The sequence below is a fragment of the Amycolatopsis sp. NPDC101161 genome (assembly GCF_044768185.1).
Lineage (GTDB): Bacteria > Actinomycetota > Actinomycetes > Mycobacteriales > Pseudonocardiaceae > Amycolatopsis.
In genome coordinates this window covers 1,178,322-1,194,110 of record NZ_JBIWPI010000002.1, presented here as the reverse complement: position 1 = coordinate 1,194,110, position 15,789 = coordinate 1,178,322, and the positions used below count along the sequence as shown (strand labels likewise).

The following is a 15,789-nucleotide window of genomic DNA, read 5'->3' as shown; positions in this document are numbered from 1 at the left end:
CAGCAAATTGAGCCCGTTCGTACCACCGGCCGTTCGACGTTCGGACCAGTGAAGTGCCCGGCAAGCGGGTGACAGACTGGGCGGATGGGCGTGATCCACATCGACGACATCGACGACCCGCGCGTGGACGATTTTCGCGACCTGTCCACAGCGGACCGCCGCCCGGACCGCCCGGGTGGCAAGGGACTCGTCATCGCCGAGGGCACGGTCGTGGTGTCCCGGCTGCTGGCGTCCCGGTACCCGGTCCGGGCCCTGCTGGGCGTCGAACGGCGGTTCGCCGAGCTGGCGGACGACCTCGCCGGGCTCGACGTGCCCCGGTACGCCGCTTCCGCGGAGACGATGGCGGACATCGTCGGCTTCCACCTCAACCGCGGGGTCCTCGCCGTCGCGGACCGGCCGGCGCCGCTCACGGTTTTCGACGTCGTCGAGGGCGCCGGCACGATCGCCGTGCTGGAAGGCGTCGGCGACCACGAAAACCTCGGCGCGCTCTTCCGCAACGCGGCCGCGCTCGGCGTCGACGGCGTCCTGCTCGGCCCCGGCTGTTCCGACCCGCTCTACCGGCGCAGCGTGCGCGTGTCGATGGGGCACGTCCTGCGCGTGCCGTTCGGGCACCTCGCGGACTGGCCCGGCGGGCTCGACGACCTCAAGGCGCGCGGGTTCGCCGTGGCCGCGTTCACGCCGCGACCGGGCTCGATCCCGCTGCGGGACCTCCGGGCGCACGTACCCGGCCGGGTGGCCCTGCTGTTCGGCGCCGAAGGTCCCGGGCTGACGGAAACGGCGCTGGCGGCGGCTGATCACGCGGTCCGGATACCCATGCCGGCCGGAGTCGACTCCCTCAACATCGCGACGGCCGCCGCCGTGGCCTTCTACGAACTGGCGCGGGCCGACTAAGGTTCAGGTCCATGGAGCTGCGGATCCGCGGTGAGCGCGCCGTGCTGGCCGGACCGGGCGGGGAACACGCGCGCGAGGTCGACCCGCACAAGCTCGCGATCGGCGCCGACCTGGCCCAGGCCCTGCACGAGTGGGCGCGCGTGGCGTCCGCTGTCTCGGCGGGGTCGGGGGCCGAGGCGGGCGCGGTCGTTTCGCAGCGCGGCCGTCAGCTGGCCGGCCGGCTCGCCTCGGTGATGGGCACGACCGTGCGGTTCGTGGACCCGGTGACGGGCGCGGACACGGTCGTCGACCCACCCCCGCGCGAGGGTGCGCCCGGCCGGAAGTTCGTCCGGACCGTGCTCGGGCCGCTCGACCCGCCGGGGGAACCGACGCCGTGGCTGACCGGGTTGACGGTGTCGGCGTTCATCGCGGCCGTGGTCGTCGTGGCGATGCTGGCGCTGGCCTCGACGCTGGCCCGGGAGACGAGCGGGTGGCTGGCGCTGGTGGCGTCGGTCGTCGTGACGGCCGGGATCACGCCGTCGCTGTGGCTGATCCGCCGGACGCCGATCTTGCGGTGGGCCGCGTACGGCGCGGCGGGCGGGGTCGTGATCGCGTGGATCGGCGTGCTGGTGATCGCCTTCTAGCGGTGCCGGGCGTAGGTGACGAGCGTCCCCTGCGCGCGCGTCGAGGTCTGGCTGCGGAAGTGGTAGCCGTGGAACGCGGCGATCTGACGGACCAGCTCGGGGGAGACGTCGAACTGGCCGGAGAAGAACGCCACGCTGTTCTTGCCGGTGAACTCCTTCGCCAGCCAGCCGACGCGCGCCGACCGGGGAAAGACCCGAAGCACCCACATCAGCGGCGGCACGCCCAGCGCGGTGAGGCCGAAGCCGAGCGCGAGAACGCGCTCCTCGCCGGTGATGGCCGCCGTCACGCAGCTGCCGCCGAAGCACAGCACGACCCAGACCGCCGGGGCGAGGAAGCCCGTGAACGACATCCGGAACTTCCGCCCGGGAGCCGGTGGCGGTGCCGACGGACGGCGTAGCAGCAGGATCCGGTCGGTCGCGTCGGCGAACTCGGCGACGGGGAGCAGACCCTCGGTGCCGGCGATCCCGGCGATCCGGGCGGGCGTGAGCTTCGCGTGCCGGACGCTCACCCACAGCTCGTCGCAGCCTTCGAGGTGGTTGCGCAGCCACTGTTCCCGGCCGGGCGGCTCGGCCGGGGACTCGAAGACGGGCGGTGCGAGCGGGCCGTCCGGCGTGCCGAACACCAGTCCGGGACGGCACTTGGCGAAGAGGAACGACTCGGTGTCGCCGCGGGTGACGAACGGGCCGGCGTAGAAGTAGCCGTAGAGCGAGGCGACCTCGCCGAGCAGCTCGGTGGACAGCGACGCGGGGAACGGCACCGGCACCCGGGGGCTGCCGTCGAACGGCGCGTCCAGCCACGGCAGGCGCGGCGACCGGCCCGCGACGACCCGGATCGCCAGCTCACCCGCACCGACCGCGGCGGCGGCCACCGTGATCGGCAGCAACGGCCAGAAGCTCGGAGCCAGCTTGACCCAGACGACCGCGCCCAGCACGCAGGCGGCCAACAGGGCGCCCAGGGCGGACCGGACGTGCCGGCGGGTGATCCGCGGCCGGGCGCGGGGCCGCAGCTCCTCGTCCGGCAGCCCGGCGCGGCGCAGCAGCAGGAGCCGGTCGGTGGGGTCGGCGACCTCGGCCACCACGGCCATCCCGGCGGCGGCCGCGACCGCGCCGACGTCCGCCCGGCTCAGCCGCAGCCGGCGCAGGCTCGCCCAGAACTGCTCCTCCCCGCCGAGCAGCTTCGCGAGCCGGCGGCGGTCGGCGTCCGTGCCGGGGCCCCGGTCGAAGTGCCGGCTGGGCGTCCGCTCGAACCGCAGGCACCCGGCCTGGCCGGACGGCGTTTCGCGGTACCCGCGCCCGGCCGCGGTCTGCCGGACGGCGGCGGCGTCGAGTCCCCAATGCACCGGCGAGACCTCGACGACCGGCGTGCCGGAGAAGACGCGGAACCGCAACTCGCCGAGCCGCAGCAGCCACGCCTGTTCGACGGGGTGCGCGGTGGTCGTCATCGAATGTCACGCTGCATGACCGATCCCTCCCTCAGCGTGACATCGTAACCTGGCGGCATGCGGCAGCTGGACGCGTTGCGGAAGTTGTGCCTGGCCCTGCCCGAAGCGACCGAGCGGCTCAGCCACGGCTTGGTTCGTGCGCGGCAAGAAGACCTTCGTCATGTTCCACGACGACCACCACGGCGACGGCCGGCTCGCCTTCTGGTGCCCGGCACCGCCCGGCGTGCAGGAAGAACTCGTGCGGACCGAGCCCGAACGGTTCTTCCGGCCCGCCTACGTCGGGCACCGCGGGTGGCTGGGCGTGCGGCTGGACGTCGACGTCGACTGGGGTGAGGTCGAGCGGATCGTGCGCGAGGCCTACCGGCAGGTCGCGCCGAAGACGCTCGCCGCGCGGCTGGATTAACCGCGCTGCGAGCGGACCCCGAGCAGCACGTCCTCCCAGGACGGCACGATCGGGTGATTCTTCTTGGGCTTCGGCCGCGGCTGGTCGGCGTGGTCCTCTTCCGGATCCGCCGGGACGCGCGGGATCTCGCGCGTGTCGTCGTCCGGGTCCGGCTCGGCCGACGGCAATTCGGCGCGCTCCGGTTCGACCGAGTCCAGCGTCGGCTGGAACTCCGCCTCGCGGGCCGGTTCGAGGGCGCGGACCGTGCGGGGTGCGCGGTAGGCGTTCGGGTCGAGCAGGACCTCGGCGTTCTCGTCGAGCGCCACGACCGTGCCGCCGTGCGCCCCCGGCGAGAACGCCCAGTGCGCGCGGTTGTCCGACCGGCCGGCCTTCCACCGCAGCACGACGACCCAGCGGCCGTCGTCGCCCTTCCACGAGTCCCAGGTGGCCTGCGAGTAGTCGTGCCCGCGGACGCCGAAGCCGTACGCGACGACCTCGCCGAGCGTCTGCACGTCGGGGCCGTCTTCGCGGACCGGGTGGGCGCTCTGCGCGAGCTCGGCGGTCCGGGACCGCTCGAGCAGGACGGGGTAGGCGTAGCGCTCGACGCGCTGCGTCGAGACGCCCGCGCCGGCGGCGACCTGCTCGACGGACTCGCCGGCGCGGATGCGCTGCTGGATCTCGCGTGGGCGCATCTGGCTCTCCAACTCGATTTCGATCTGGCCGAGGCGCGTGATGTCACCTCGCGCCGCCGCGCGCAGCCGCTCATCGGCCGGGAGCAGGAAACGAGTACGGCTCGCCGGGTCTTCGAGCACGATGGACTTCCCGTCCTCGTGCAGCCCGACCACTCGCAGCGCCCGCATTGTTCTCGCCTCCCCGATCTTCTTCACCGTTGTGGGTGCCCACGTTAGAACGGCGCGTCGGCTTGACGTGCGAGGCGCGCCGAGTCCGCGACGAACTGCCCACTGTTCACTTGGCGACCCCCGCATCATCGACGACCCAGGTCGGCGCCCGCCGGGTGACACGCCGGACACGGTAAGTCACGATCGAGTGGATCAAGACGGCGGCAGGCGGACCGTCACGGTGAGCCCGCCGCGCCGCCCGGGCTGGGCTTCGGCGTAACCCCCGTGCGCCGACGCCACCGAGCGCACGATCGACAACCCGAGCCCCGCGTTGCGCGTGTCCCCGGTGCGCTCCGACCCCACCCGGCGGAACGGCTCGAACAGCGTCGGCACGGCCTCGGGCGGCACCACCGGTCCCGAGTTCCGCACCTCCAGGGCCGGCTCGCCGCGGACTTCGACGTAGACCCAGCCGCCCGAGGCGTTGTACGTGATCGCGTTGACGACCAGGTTCGTCACCAGCCGCTCGAGCAGGACCGGGTCGCCCGCCACCACGCGCGGCCGCAGCCTCGTCTCGACGGCCACCCCGGCCGCCGACGCCTGGGCCGCCGTCGCGCGGACCACCGACGCGGTCACCTCGTCCAGCCGGACCGGCGTCCGCGCCTGCAGGCCGCGGTCGCTGCGGGCCAGGACCAGCAAGCCCTCGATCATCCGTTCGCTGCGCTCGTTCGTGTGCAGCAGGTGCGTGCCGAGCTTCCGCAGCTCCGGCGCCGCTTCGGGGTCGGCCATCGCCACCTCGACCAGCGTCCGCTGCACGGCCAGGGGCGTCCGCAGCTCGTGGGACGCGTTCGCGACGAACCGCTTCTGGCTGTCGAACGACTCCGCGAGCCGGTCGAGCATGCCGTCGAAGGTGTCCGCCAGCTCCTTCAGCTCGTCGGGCGGCCCCTCCAGGTTGATCCGCCGGTCGAGCTTGCCCGCTTCCAGCCGCCGCGCCGCCGACGTGATGTCGTGCAGGGGCCGCAGCGCGCGGCCGGCCATCAGCCAGCCGAACAGCACGGCCAGCGCCGCCGTCGCGACCAGCGCGATCGCCGAGCCGACCAGCAGCGTCGACAGCGTCGAGGAGCGGTAGTCCTCCAGTGACCCGCTGAGCAGCCGCACCGCCACGCCCGGGGAGCCCGCGACCGTGCCGGCCTGGACGCCGTAGAGCGCGTCGGCCGAGCCGATCGTCGTCGAGGCGACCCGGGCCGGGTCCGGCAGCTCGCTCTGCACCAGCAGGTAGTTGAGGACGACCAGGACCAGCCCGGCGAGCAGGAACAGCCCGCCGTACCAGGCCGTCAGCTTCGTCCGGACCGAAAGCGTGTTCACGGCGTGCCGAACCGGTAGCCGGCGCCGGGCACGGTCCCGATCACCGGCGGGTCGCCGAGCTTGCGCCGCAACGTCATCACGGCGACGCGCACCGCGTTCGTGAACGGGTCGGCGTGCTCGTCCCACGCCTTCTCGAGCAGGTCCTCGGCGCTGACCACCGCGCCCTCGGCCCGCATGAGCACTTCGAGCACGGCGAACTCCTTCGGTGAGAGCAGCAGGAACCGGCCGTCGCGCGCGGCCTGGTGGCGCGGCAGGTCGAGCACGACGCCGTCGCGCTCCAGCACCGGCGGCAGCGCGGGCCGCGCGCGCCGCGACAGCGCCTGCACCCGCGCGACCAGCTCGGCGAACGCGAACGGCTTCGTCAGGTAGTCGTCGGCGCCGAGGCCCAGGCCGGCGACGCGGTCGGTGACGTCGGCGGCCGCGGTCAGCATCAGCACGCGCGCCTCGCCGCCCGCCCGGACGACCGCGGCGCACACGGCGTCGCCGTGCACCTTCGGCAGGTCGCGGTCGAGGACCACGACGTCGTAGCCGTGCACGCCGACGCGTTCCAGGGCCTGCTCGCCGTCGTAGCAGACGTCGACGGCCATCGAGAACCGCCGCAGCCCCTCCGCCACGGAGTCGGCCAGCAGCCGTTCGTCCTCCACCACCAGCACGCGCACCCGCCCAGTCTGCGCAGGAGGGCCATAAGGACCGCATAAGCGACGTCGCTTAGCGCGCCCGAATGCCCCGATCCGTAGACCTGGCACCCATCCGGAGGACGAAAGGAGCGAGCCATGCGGACACGGATCTTCGTCGCGGCGCTCGGGGCGGCGCTGCTGCTCGGGGGCTGCGGCGCGAAGGCCGACGAGGGGTCGAAGGTCGCGTCGATCTCGACGCCGCCGAAGTCGGGCGGACCCACGGCGGCCGACAGCAGCGGCAAGAGCGACGAGGACAAGATGCGCGACTTCGCCAAGTGCATGCGCGAGCACGGCGTCGACATGCCCGACCCCAAGCCGGCCGGTGACGGCAAGGGCATGGCGATCACGCTGGGCGGCGACGCGAAGGACAGCGGGAAGCTCGACGCCGCGCAGACCGCGTGCAAGCACCTCATGCCCAACGGCGGCGAGATGAAGCCGCCGAGCGCCGAGGAGCTCGACAAGATGCGCAAGGACGCCAAGTGCATGCGCGACCACGGCATCGACATGCCGGACCCCGACCCGAGCGGCAAGGGCGCGATGCGGGTCGGCGGGCCGGGCGACGACCCGAAGAAGTTCGAAGCCGCCGCCAAGGCGTGCGGGATGGGCATGAGCGTCAGCAGCGAGGCCGGAAAGTGAGCGAAGTGACCCACCTCAAGCCGCGCCGCCGCGGCCGGACGCGCTGGTTCGTCGCCGGCGCGGTCCTCGTCGTGGTGCTGGGCACCGGCTCGGTCGTCATCCTGACCCGGGTGTCGAGCGCGACGCCGGTCAAGGAGGCCGCGCCGCCGGCGGTCGAGACGGCCGAGGTCGTCAAGACCGACCTCAGCGAAGAGGAAGAAGCCGACGGCACCCTCGGCTACGGCGACGAATCCAGTGTCCAGGGCCGCAAGCCGGGCACGATCACGTCGCTGCCCGCGGCCGGCGCCACGATCACCCGCTGCCAGCCGGTGTACGGCGTGGACGCGAAGCCGGTGCCGCTGTTCTACGGCACGCTGCCCTTCTACCGCGACCTCGCCACGGGCGCGGACGACGGCGCCGACGTCAAGCAGCTGGAGGAGAACCTCAAGGCGTGCGGCTTCGGCGGGTTCGGCACCCCGGACAAGAAGTTCACGGCGGCGACGGCGGCCGCGCTGAAGAAGTGGCAGAAGTCGCTGGGGCTGGAGCAGACCGGCGCGTTCGGCCAGGGTGACGTCGTGCTGGCGGCGGGCGAGGTCCGCGTGTCGGCGCTGGCGGCCAAGCCGGGGGCGCCCGCGCAGGGCGAGGTGCTCAAGACGACCGGGACCGTCCGGTCGGTGCAGGTGAAGCTGGACGCGGCGAAGCAGGATCTCGCGCAGCAGGGCGCGAAGGCGTCCGTGACGATCAACGGTAAAACCACGCAGGGCACGATCACCGACGTCGGGCGGACCGCCGTCGAGGGCAAGGATGCCGCCGGCCAGGACGACGGCAAGCCCAAGATCACCGTGACCGTCAAGCTGGACGACCCGGCGGCCGGGGGCACGCTCGATTCCGCGCCGGCGAGCGTCCGGTTCACCAAGGACGTCCACCAGGGCGTGCTCGCGGTTCCGGTCGGGGCGTTGCTCGCGCTCGCCGAGGGCGGGTACGCCGTCGAGGTCGACGAGAACGGGCAGCGCCGGCTGATCGCTGTCCAAACAGGACTGTTCAGCGGCGGCAAGGTCGAGGTCACCGGGAACGGTCTGACCGCGGGCATGCGGGTGGTGACGACGTCGTGACGCCCGTGCTGCGCGTCCACGAGGTCACGCGCACCTACCCCGGTGGGGTCGCCGCCCTCGACGGCGTCTCGCTGTCGCTGGAAAACGGCGAGATGGTGGCGATCGTCGGGCCGTCCGGGTCGGGGAAGTCGACGTTGCTGCACCTGATGGGCACGCTCGACCGGCCGTCGTCGGGGCGCGTCGAGCTGCACGGCCACGACGTCGCCGCGCTGCCGGACCGGAAGGTCTCGGCGCTGCGCTCGCGCTGGATCGGGTTCGTGTTCCAGCAGTTCTTCCTCGACGAAGGGATGAGTGCGGTGGACAACGTGTGCACCGGCCTGCTCTACGCCGGGGTGCCGCGGCGACGGCGGCGCGAGCGGGCGCTGGCCGCGCTCGACCGCGTCAAGCTGGGGCACCGGGCGTGGCACCGGCCGGGGGAGCTGTCCGGCGGGGAACGCCAGCGCGTCGCGATCGCGCGGGCCGTGGTCAACGAGCCGTCGATCCTGCTGGCCGACGAGCCGACCGGCAACCTCGACACCGGCACCGGCGCGTCCGTGCTTTCACTGCTCGGCGAGCTGTCCGCGGACGGCACCACGATCGTCGTGATCACCCACGACCGGGAGATCGCGGCGGGCATGCCGCGCCGGATCGAGCTGCTCGACGGGCACCTGCGCCTCGACACCGGCCTGGTGGGTGCGCGATGACCGCGGTGCTGCTGCCGGAACCGGCCCGGCTCAAGCCGCCGGACGTCGTCGCGCTCGGCGCCCACGGCATGCGGACGCGGCCGGTGCGCGCGGTGCTTTCCGCGCTGGGCATCGCGATCGGCGTCGCGGCGATGGTCGCGGTGCTGGCGATCCCGGCGTCCGGCGGGCAGGCCCTGCACGACCGGCTGGCCGCGCTCGGCACGAACCTGCTCACCGCCGGGCCGGGGCAAACGCTCTTCGGCGACAACGCGGTGTTGCCCGACGACGCCGTCCCGATGGCGAAGCGGATCGCGCCGGTGCAGGCGGCGAGCGGGACCGGGAACACGTCGGCGAGCGTGCGGCGCAGCGACAAGATCGCGCCGGACGACACGTCCGGGCTCGCGGTGTACGCGGCGAAGCCGGACCTGCTGGCCGTGCTCGGCGGAAAGGTGCGCGCCGGTGCCTTTCTCGCGGCGGGCAACCAGGACTACCCGGTGACGGTGCTCGGGGCGCAGGCCGCGGCCCGGCTCGGGATCGACCGCGTCGACCCGGCGCGGCCGCCGCAGGTGCTGATCGGGACGCAGTGGTTCACGGTGGTCGGGATCCTCTCGCCGATGCCCCTGGCACCGGAGATCGAGCGGTCGGCCCTGGTCGGCTGGGACGTCGCGAAGCGGCTGCTCGGGTTCGACGGCCATCCGTCCACTGTGTACGTCCGCGCCGAGGAGTCCCAAGTGGACAGTGTGCGTACGGTGCTGGGTGCGACGCTGAACCCGCAGGCGCCGAACGAGGTCCAGGTCCGCCGCCCGTCGGACGCGCTCGCCGCGCAGAAGCTCACCGACACGACGTACAGCGCGCTGTTCTTGGGGCTGGGCGGGGTGGCGTTGCTGGTCGGCGGGGTCGGGGTGGCGAACACGATGGTGATTTCGGTGCTGGAGAGACGGCGCGAGATCGGTCTCCGCCGCGCGCTCGGGGCGACGAAGCGGCAGATCCGCGGGCAGTTCCTGGCGGAGTCGGTGCTGTTGTCGGGGCTGGGCGGGCTGGCGGGGGTGCTGGCCGGGGTGCTGGTGACGGCGGGGTACGCGCTGAGCCAGGGGTGGCCGGCGGTGTTGCCGTGGGCGACGCTCGCGGGCGGTGTCGGGGTGGCGGCGCTGGTGGGGGCGATCGCGGGGGCCTACCCGGCGGTGCGCGCGGCCCGGCTGGCTCCGACGCAGGCGCTGGCCTGAGGTGCACCGGGTCGGCACGCGGGGCTCGCCACCCCCGGCGCCGCCCGACTGACTCCGACGCAGGCGCTGGCTTGAGGTGCACCCGGGGCGGTCGGCACGGGGTGGCGGGCTCGGTTCGGCCGGCCCGCCACCCCCGGCGCGGCTCGGCCGGCCGCCCCGGGGCCGGCGAAGGCAGCGCTTTCACGGGAAAGCGCTGCCTTCGCTACCTCTGAACGTGCGCAGCCGGAACACCGCACTCTAGGAGAACCGCGCCCTCCTCCGGGCGGGTTGAATGAGCCACGGACCCGAGCGAAGGGGGCGGCCGTGGTGCTGGTCGAGGCGAACCGGCGGGACTTCCTTCGATGGCTGGCAGCCGCCGGCGCGGGGCTCGCCACCGCGGGGATCGCTCCCGCCGTTTTCGCTCAGGAGGCCGCCGCGGCCGGCTCGGAACCCGTCGTCGCTCTCGGGGCCACCCTCGTCGACGGCACCGATGGCCCGCCCCTCCCGGACTCGGCCGTCGTGCTCGTCGGCGACCGGATCGCCTGGACCGGCCCCGCCGCGCACCTGCCGCCGCTGACCGGGGTCCGGACCGTCGACGGCCGGGGCCGGTACCTCGTGCCCGGCCTCTGGGACCTGCACACGCACGGCCTCGACCTCGAAGCGATCTTCCCGCCGCTGTACCTGGCCAACGGCGTCACCGGGATCCGCGAGATGTGGGGCTACACCGAAAACCGCGCGGCACGCGACAAGATCGTGCGCGGGGAGCTGGCCGGCCCCCGGGTCGTCATGGGCAGCTCGATCATCGACGGTCCCGTCTCCATGCTGCAGCCGCCCGTGACGAAGGTGGCGACGGCGGCTGACGGACGCGCCGCCGTCCGGACCGCTCTCGCCGAGGGCGCCGACTTCGTCAAGGTCTACTCCTACCTGGGCGCGGAGGCCTTCGCGGCGATCGCCGACGAGTGCCGCCGGGCCGGGCTGCCGGTTGCCGGGCACTGGCCGTACCGGGTTCCGCAACCGGTCGCGAGCGACGCCGGCCAGCGCAGCTTCGAGCACCTCTTCGGCGTCCCCGTCTACACGTCGGCGCACCGGGACGAGTTCCTCCGGACGCTGGCCGCGACGCCGTTCGACCCGGCGAACCCGCGCTCGTTCTTCGTCATGGCCCGGGAGCTGGACCGGCGCGCGACCGAGGCGTACAGCCCGTGGCGCGCCCACGAGTTCTTCGCCCGCCTGGTGGGCAACGAAACCCGGCTGACCCCGACGATGGTCGTCAACAAGGTGATGTGCTCGCCCGCCGACACCTTCGCGCACGATCCGCGGCTGAAGTACATCCCGCGGGACGTGCGGGACGGCTGGGCCGAGCAGGTGCGGATCCGCACGCCGGTCACCCCCGAGGAGATCGCGCAGCAGGCCGCCTACTTCCACGCCCAGGTCGAGCTCGCCGGCGCGGCGCACCGGGCGGGCGTCCCCCTCCTCGCCGGCACGGACTGCCTGAACCCGTACGTCTTCCCCGGCTTCAGCCTGCACGACGAGCTGGCGCACCTGGTCGACGCGGGCCTGTCGCCGCGGCGGGCGCTGCAGGTGGCGACCCGGGACGCGGCGGCGTTCCTCGGCCGGTCCGCGACCGCGGGCACGATCAGCCCCGGCAAGGTGGCCGACCTGGTGCTCCTCGACGCGAACCCCCTGTCCGACATCCGCGCGGTCCGGCGGATCGACACGGTCGTGGCGGCCGGCCGGGTCTACGGCCGCGCGGCGCTGGACCGGCTGCTGGCCGACGTCGAAGCCGCGACGAGCGCGGGCGCGAACGCCAGGTCAGTGGGCTTGCCGGTGCACAGCTGCTGCTGAGCGCCCGGTAATCTCGGCCGGTCGAAGACCTGGGTTCGAGGGGGAGCGTTGACTGGGCGGAAGCTGGCGTGGGCGCTCGCCGCACTCGAAGTCGTCGCCGTGATCCTCGTGCTCGTCCTCAAGCGGTTCGACGGCCTGGACCTCGAGGTCTACCTCGGGGGCGCCAAGGCGCTGGCCGAACAGGGATCGCCGTACGACGCGTGGGTACCGACCACGCACCAGATCCTGCTGCCGTTCACCTACACGCCGTTCGCCGCGGCCGCGTTCTGGCCCGGCACGCTGCTGCCCTTCGCCGTCACGATGAAGCTGGTCAGCATCGCGTCGATCGTCGCGACCGGCGTCGTCGCCTACCTCTACGTCGCGACGCTCAACGGCTCGCTCACCGACGCCACCAAGGTCAACGGCCGGGCGGTCGCCGCCCTGGTCGCGATCGGCGCGCAGCTCGCCGGGGCCCTGCTCGAGCCGGTCCGCTCGACGCTCGGCTTCGGCCAGATCAACGCGCTGCTCATGGTCCTGGTCGTCCTCGACATCCTGCTCCCCGGTGACCGCCGGCGGACGAAGGGCCTGCTCATCGGCGTGGCCGCGGCGATCAAGCTGACGCCGGCCGTCTTCGTCGTCTACTTCCTGTTCCGCCGCGACTTCCGCTCGGCCGCGCGCGTGGTCGCCGGGTTCGTCGCGGCGGGAGCGCTGCTGTGGCTGATCCGGCCGTCGGCGTCCTTCACCTACTGGACGAAGCTCGTCTTCGACGCGGGCCGCATCGGCGGCGTCGACTACGTCGGCAACCAGTCGCTGCACGGCCTGACCGTGCGCGCCGGCTGGCCGGAGTTCGCCTGGGTGCTGGCCGCGCTGGTGGTGATGGCCCTGGTCGCGGTGATCGTCGCGCGCGCCGAGCCCGTGCTCGGGTTGACCGCCTGTGCGCTCGGCGGCCTGCTCGTGTCGCCGATCTCGTGGACTCACCACTGGACGTGGTGCGTGCCGATCCTCGTCCTCGCCGGGTGGTACGCGTGGCGCTTCGGCCGGGCGATCCGGTGGACGGCGGCCGCGGTCGTCGTGGCCGGGCTGACGCTGTTCATCGTCGGCCCGATGTGGTTCGCCCCGCGCCCGGCGCCGTCGGTGGGCTGGTGGCTGGCGACCGAGTCCTACGAGCTGTACGGCCTCGCGCTGCTGGTCCTGGCCGCGTTCGCCGCCCGCCGCCTGAGCACGGAAAAGGGGACCTCCGCCACCGAAGCGGCGAAGGTCCCCTCGAAGGAACCTCTGGTCAGCTGAGGCGCTCGACCACGTACTCGACGGCCTGCGTCAGCTTGGTGACGTCGTCCGGGTCGATGGCCGGGAACAGGCCGACGCGCAGCTGGTTGCGGCCCAGCTTGCGGTACGGCTCGGTGTCGACGATCCCGTTGGCGCGCAACACCTTCGCCACCGCGGCGGCGTCGACCTCGTCACTGAAGTCCACCGTGCCGACGACCTGCGAGCGCAGGTCCGGGTCCTTCACGAACGGCGTCGTGTAGCTCGTCTTCTCGGCCCACTCGTACAGCCGCGACGAGGAGTCCTTCGTGCGCGCGGTCGTCCACTCGAGGCCGCCCTGGCCGTTCATCCACTCGATCTGCTCGGCGAGCAGGAACAGCGTGGCCACGGCCGGGGTGTTGTACGTCTGGTCCTTGCGGGAGTTGTCCAGCGCCGTGGTCAGCGACAGGAACTCGGGGATCCAGCGGTCGCTCCCGCCGATCTCGCCGATCCGCTCGACCGCGGCCGGCGAGGCCAGCGCGATCCAGAGGCCACCGTCCGCGGCGAACGACTTCTGCGGCGCGAAGTAGTAGACGTCGAAGTCCTCGGCCTTGACGGGGAGGCCGCCGGCGCCGGAGGTCGCGTCGATCGCGACGAGCGCGCCTTCGGAACCTTCGGGGCGGCGGACCGGCACGGCCACACCGGTCGACGTCTCGTTGTGCGCCCAGCCGACGAGGTCCGCGCCGGCTTCGTAGGCGATGTCCGGCGCGCTGCCGGCGTCGGCCTTGACGACGATCGGGTCGGCCAGGAACGGCGCGCCCTTGGTCACGGAGGCGAACTTCGAGGAGAACTCGCCGTAGGTGAAGTGCTGCGAGCGCTCGCGGACCAGGCCGAAGGCGGCCGCGTCCCAGAACGCCGTGGTGCCGCCGTTGCCGAGGATCACCTCGTAGCCCTCGGGCAGCGAGAACAGCTCGGACAGGCCCGCCCGCACGCGCCCGACGAGGGACTTGACCGGCTTCTGCCGGTGCGACGTGCCGAGGTAGGTGGAGCCGGACTCCGCCAGTGCACTCAGCTGCTCGGCGCGGACCTTCGACGGTCCGCAGCCGAAGCGGCCGTCGGCCGGCTTGAGGTCTGCGGGGATGGTCAACTCAGCGTCGGTCATGTGGCCAGTCTCTCAGGTCGGGATGCGGCTGGTGAAGGTGGTTCTTCGCTGTCCAGTATGTGAAACAAAGGGCGTTCCGGGCACCGGGACGCCCGTACTCGACTCTAAGGGGCCCGCCCGTCCGGGGGCTTCTCGCGGCGGGCCGTGGGGGTGAATCGCTGTCGGCGATTCCGGGACGTTCGGTAGCTTCACGGCCGCGAACGGGGAGGAAGTGCCCGCGGTGGTGGCTGCCGTGGCTCATCGCGGTCGCCGGTCTGCCGGACGGGGACAGCTACGCCGTCAGGACCATCGGGCACGCGGGCCGTGGGGGTAAAAACACGGTTCCCGCCGGTTCCGGCCGCCGGTAGGTTCCAGCACTGGCTTGCGGGCCCCGCTCACCACCCTGGGGGTGTGAGCGGGGCCCGGCGGGTCAGCGCCAGTTCTCGACACCGCCCGGCACCGGCGCGGCCGGGTCGTACGGCGTTCGGGTGAAGATGAACGTCGCCAGGTCCAGGTGCGTCGCGACCCCGTCGGCGTCGCGGCCCACCTCCAGCGTCTCGCCCGCGTAGTACCCGTCGAGGCCGATGTACGTGTCGCGGCCCGTCGCGCGGAAGCGGGAGCTGCGGCCGGCGCCCTCGGCCGGGGCCAGCAGGAGCAGCCCGTCTCCCTGGATTCGCAGGTGGTACGGCGTCGGGCCCCAGTGCCAGAGCCCGGTCAGCGCCAGCAGCGCGGGGTCGACGGCGGCCGGCTGCCACTCGGCGGGCAGGCGCGGCTCCAGGTCGTCCGTCGTCGTGATCAGGTCCAGGCAGAGCTGGGTGATGCCGACGCCGGACGTCGAGTTCGTGAGCACCAGTGCGCCGGTCTGCGCGACCGGGTCGACCAGCGTGACGGCGAGGAAGCCCGGCATCGAGCCGGTGTGCCCGGCCAGCCGGCGGCCCTGGTAGCGGACCAGCATCAGGCCGAGGCCGAAGCCGGTCGTCCAGACGTCGGTGTCGTCGACGGTGACCATCGTCCGCATCTGCTCGATCGTGTCCGGCGACAGGACGCCGCCGCCGTGCCCGCCGAGGAACGCCGTCCAGCGGCCGAGGTCCTTCGCCGTCGACCACAGCTGGCCGGCGGGCGCCATCGCCCCGGCGTCCGGGCTGGGTTCCGGCAGCAGGACGTCGGCGAAGGGGTGCACGGCGAAGCCGTCGGCGTGCGCGCCGACCGGGTGCGGCGTGGTGCGCGTCATCCCGAGCGCCCCGAGGACCTCCTCGTCGAGCACGGAGAGCCAGCCCTTGCCGCGGTGGCGCGAGATCAGCTCGCCGAGCACGCCGTAGCCGACGTTCGAGTAGTGGAACCGCGCGCCCGGCCGGTGCTTGGTCGCCCCCTCGGCGAGGCTTCCGACGAGCGCGTCCCAGTCGCCACCGGGCGTGCGCTCCCACCACAGGCCGGGCGATTCGGACGTCAGGCCGGAGGTGTGCGAGAGCAGCTGCGCGACGGTCGCGGCGCCGAACGGCGTCCCCGGGACGTGCTTCTCGAGGGGGTCGTTGAGGTCGAGCAGGCCTTCGTCGCGCAGCCGCATGACGGCGGTGGCCACGAGGGTTTTGGTGATCGAGCCCAGCCGGTACTGGGTGTCGGTGCCCGGCGGCTGGTCGCCGACGCGCCCCCGGGCCCCGGACCAGACGATCTCCCCGTCCCGCACCACGGCGGCGACGAGCGAGGGAGCCCGGCAGGCGGCCTGCTCGTGGGCGATCCGGCGGAGCAGGGCGTGTTCGGTCGACTCAAGCATGAAAGCA

14 protein-coding genes and 1 pseudogene are annotated in these 15,789 nt (G+C 73.2%); 9 read left to right on the top strand and 6 right to left on the bottom strand.

The window, feature by feature from the left end:
- Positions 1-84: 84 nt before the first annotated feature.
- Complete coding sequence (locus tag ACIRSS_RS16865) at positions 85-891, top strand: TrmH family RNA methyltransferase (RefSeq protein ID WP_400895637.1); 807 nt, start codon at positions 85-87, stop codon at positions 889-891.
- An 11-nt stretch (positions 892-902) separates the two neighbouring features.
- On the top strand, positions 903-1,514 hold the full coding sequence (locus ACIRSS_RS16860) for a DUF2537 domain-containing protein (RefSeq protein WP_400895635.1): 612 nt from the start codon (positions 903-905) through the stop codon (positions 1,512-1,514).
- Here the strand turns inward: ACIRSS_RS16860 and ACIRSS_RS16855 are convergent.
- Positions 1,511-2,956, bottom strand: coding sequence for a hypothetical protein (locus ACIRSS_RS16855; RefSeq protein ID WP_400895632.1), 1,446 nt, complete (start codon positions 2,954-2,956; stop codon positions 1,511-1,513). The two genes, ACIRSS_RS16860 and ACIRSS_RS16855, sit on opposite strands and share 4 nt — an antisense overlap.
- Before the next feature lie 57 nt (positions 2,957-3,013).
- Here ACIRSS_RS16855 and ACIRSS_RS16850 point away from each other — a divergent pair.
- Positions 3,014-3,359, top strand: a pseudogene (locus ACIRSS_RS16850) (MmcQ/YjbR family DNA-binding protein).
- On the opposite strand, the gene sepH reads toward ACIRSS_RS16850, so the two are convergent.
- From sepH to ACIRSS_RS16835, 3 genes are all read right to left on the bottom strand, one after another.
- Complete coding sequence (sepH, locus tag ACIRSS_RS16845; protein WP_400895630.1) at positions 3,356-4,198, bottom strand: septation protein SepH; 843 nt, start codon at positions 4,196-4,198, stop codon at positions 3,356-3,358. The pseudogene ACIRSS_RS16850 and the gene sepH overlap by 4 nt on opposite strands.
- 192 nt (positions 4,199-4,390) lie before the next feature.
- The gene (locus ACIRSS_RS16840; RefSeq protein ID WP_400895627.1) at positions 4,391-5,539 is read right to left on the bottom strand and encodes a sensor histidine kinase; all 1,149 of its coding nucleotides are present in this window, start codon (positions 5,537-5,539) and stop codon (positions 4,391-4,393) included.
- Entirely contained in the window at positions 5,536-6,198 is a 663-nt protein-coding gene (locus tag ACIRSS_RS16835; RefSeq protein WP_400895625.1) for a response regulator transcription factor, read from the bottom strand. Before ACIRSS_RS16835 ends, ACIRSS_RS16840 begins: the two co-directional genes overlap by 4 nt.
- 114 nt (positions 6,199-6,312) lie before the next feature.
- On the opposite strand from ACIRSS_RS16835, the gene ACIRSS_RS16830 reads away from it, so the two are divergent.
- The 6 genes from ACIRSS_RS16830 to ACIRSS_RS16805 all read left to right on the top strand — a co-directional run bounded on the left by ACIRSS_RS16830 (position 6,313) and on the right by ACIRSS_RS16805 (position 12,915).
- The gene (locus ACIRSS_RS16830; protein WP_400895623.1) at positions 6,313-6,852 is read left to right on the top strand and encodes a hypothetical protein; all 540 of its coding nucleotides are present in this window, start codon (positions 6,313-6,315) and stop codon (positions 6,850-6,852) included.
- A complete protein-coding gene (locus ACIRSS_RS16825; protein ID WP_400895620.1) occupies positions 6,849-7,943 on the top strand; it encodes a peptidoglycan-binding protein in 1,095 nt (364 codons plus the stop codon). Before ACIRSS_RS16830 ends, ACIRSS_RS16825 begins: the two co-directional genes overlap by 4 nt.
- Entirely contained in the window at positions 7,940-8,626 is a 687-nt protein-coding gene (locus ACIRSS_RS16820; protein WP_400895618.1) for an ABC transporter ATP-binding protein, read from the top strand. The genes ACIRSS_RS16825 and ACIRSS_RS16820 overlap by 4 nt, the downstream gene beginning before the upstream one ends.
- The gene (locus ACIRSS_RS16815; RefSeq protein WP_400895616.1) at positions 8,623-9,828 is read left to right on the top strand and encodes an ABC transporter permease; all 1,206 of its coding nucleotides are present in this window, start codon (positions 8,623-8,625) and stop codon (positions 9,826-9,828) included. Before ACIRSS_RS16820 ends, ACIRSS_RS16815 begins: the two co-directional genes overlap by 4 nt.
- Before the next feature lie 303 nt (positions 9,829-10,131).
- On the top strand, positions 10,132-11,649 hold the full coding sequence (locus ACIRSS_RS16810) for an amidohydrolase family protein (protein ID WP_400895613.1): 1,518 nt from the start codon (positions 10,132-10,134) through the stop codon (positions 11,647-11,649).
- Positions 11,650-11,697: 48 nt separating this feature from the next.
- Complete coding sequence (locus ACIRSS_RS16805) at positions 11,698-12,915, top strand: glycosyltransferase 87 family protein (RefSeq protein ID WP_400895611.1); 1,218 nt, start codon at positions 11,698-11,700, stop codon at positions 12,913-12,915.
- Here ACIRSS_RS16805 and serC read toward each other — a convergent pair.
- Both serC and ACIRSS_RS16795 read right to left on the bottom strand, forming a co-directional pair.
- Positions 12,908-14,032, bottom strand: a complete 1,125-nt coding sequence (gene serC / locus ACIRSS_RS16800; protein WP_400895609.1) for a phosphoserine transaminase — start codon at positions 14,030-14,032, stop codon at positions 12,908-12,910. The genes ACIRSS_RS16805 and serC overlap by 8 nt on opposite strands.
- 409 nt (positions 14,033-14,441) lie before the next feature.
- Positions 14,442-15,782 (bottom strand): serine hydrolase domain-containing protein, encoded by a 1,341-nt coding sequence (locus ACIRSS_RS16795; protein ID WP_400895606.1) that lies wholly within the window; start codon positions 15,780-15,782, stop codon positions 14,442-14,444.
- Between the last annotated feature and the right edge of the window lie 7 nt (positions 15,783-15,789).

Excerpts from the sequence above, each read along its gene's own strand:
- ACIRSS_RS16865 (WP_400895637.1), top strand. The coding sequence starts at position 85 with ATGGGCGTGATCCACATCGACGACATCGACGACCCGCGCGTGGACGAT.
- ACIRSS_RS16860 (WP_400895635.1), top strand. The coding sequence starts at position 903 with ATGGAGCTGCGGATCCGCGGTGAGCGCGCCGTGCTGGCCGGACCGGGC.
- ACIRSS_RS16855 (WP_400895632.1), bottom strand. The coding sequence starts at position 2,956 with ATGACGACCACCGCGCACCCCGTCGAACAGGCGTGGCTGCTGCGGCTC.
- sepH (WP_400895630.1), bottom strand. The coding sequence starts at position 4,198 with ATGCGGGCGCTGCGAGTGGTCGGGCTGCACGAGGACGGGAAGTCCATC.
- ACIRSS_RS16830 (WP_400895623.1), top strand. The coding sequence starts at position 6,313 with ATGCGGACACGGATCTTCGTCGCGGCGCTCGGGGCGGCGCTGCTGCTC.
- ACIRSS_RS16815 (WP_400895616.1), top strand. The coding sequence starts at position 8,623 with ATGACCGCGGTGCTGCTGCCGGAACCGGCCCGGCTCAAGCCGCCGGAC.
- serC (WP_400895609.1), bottom strand. The coding sequence starts at position 14,032 with ATGACCGACGCTGAGTTGACCATCCCCGCAGACCTCAAGCCGGCCGAC.
- ACIRSS_RS16795 (WP_400895606.1), bottom strand. The coding sequence starts at position 15,782 with ATGCTTGAGTCGACCGAACACGCCCTGCTCCGCCGGATCGCCCACGAG.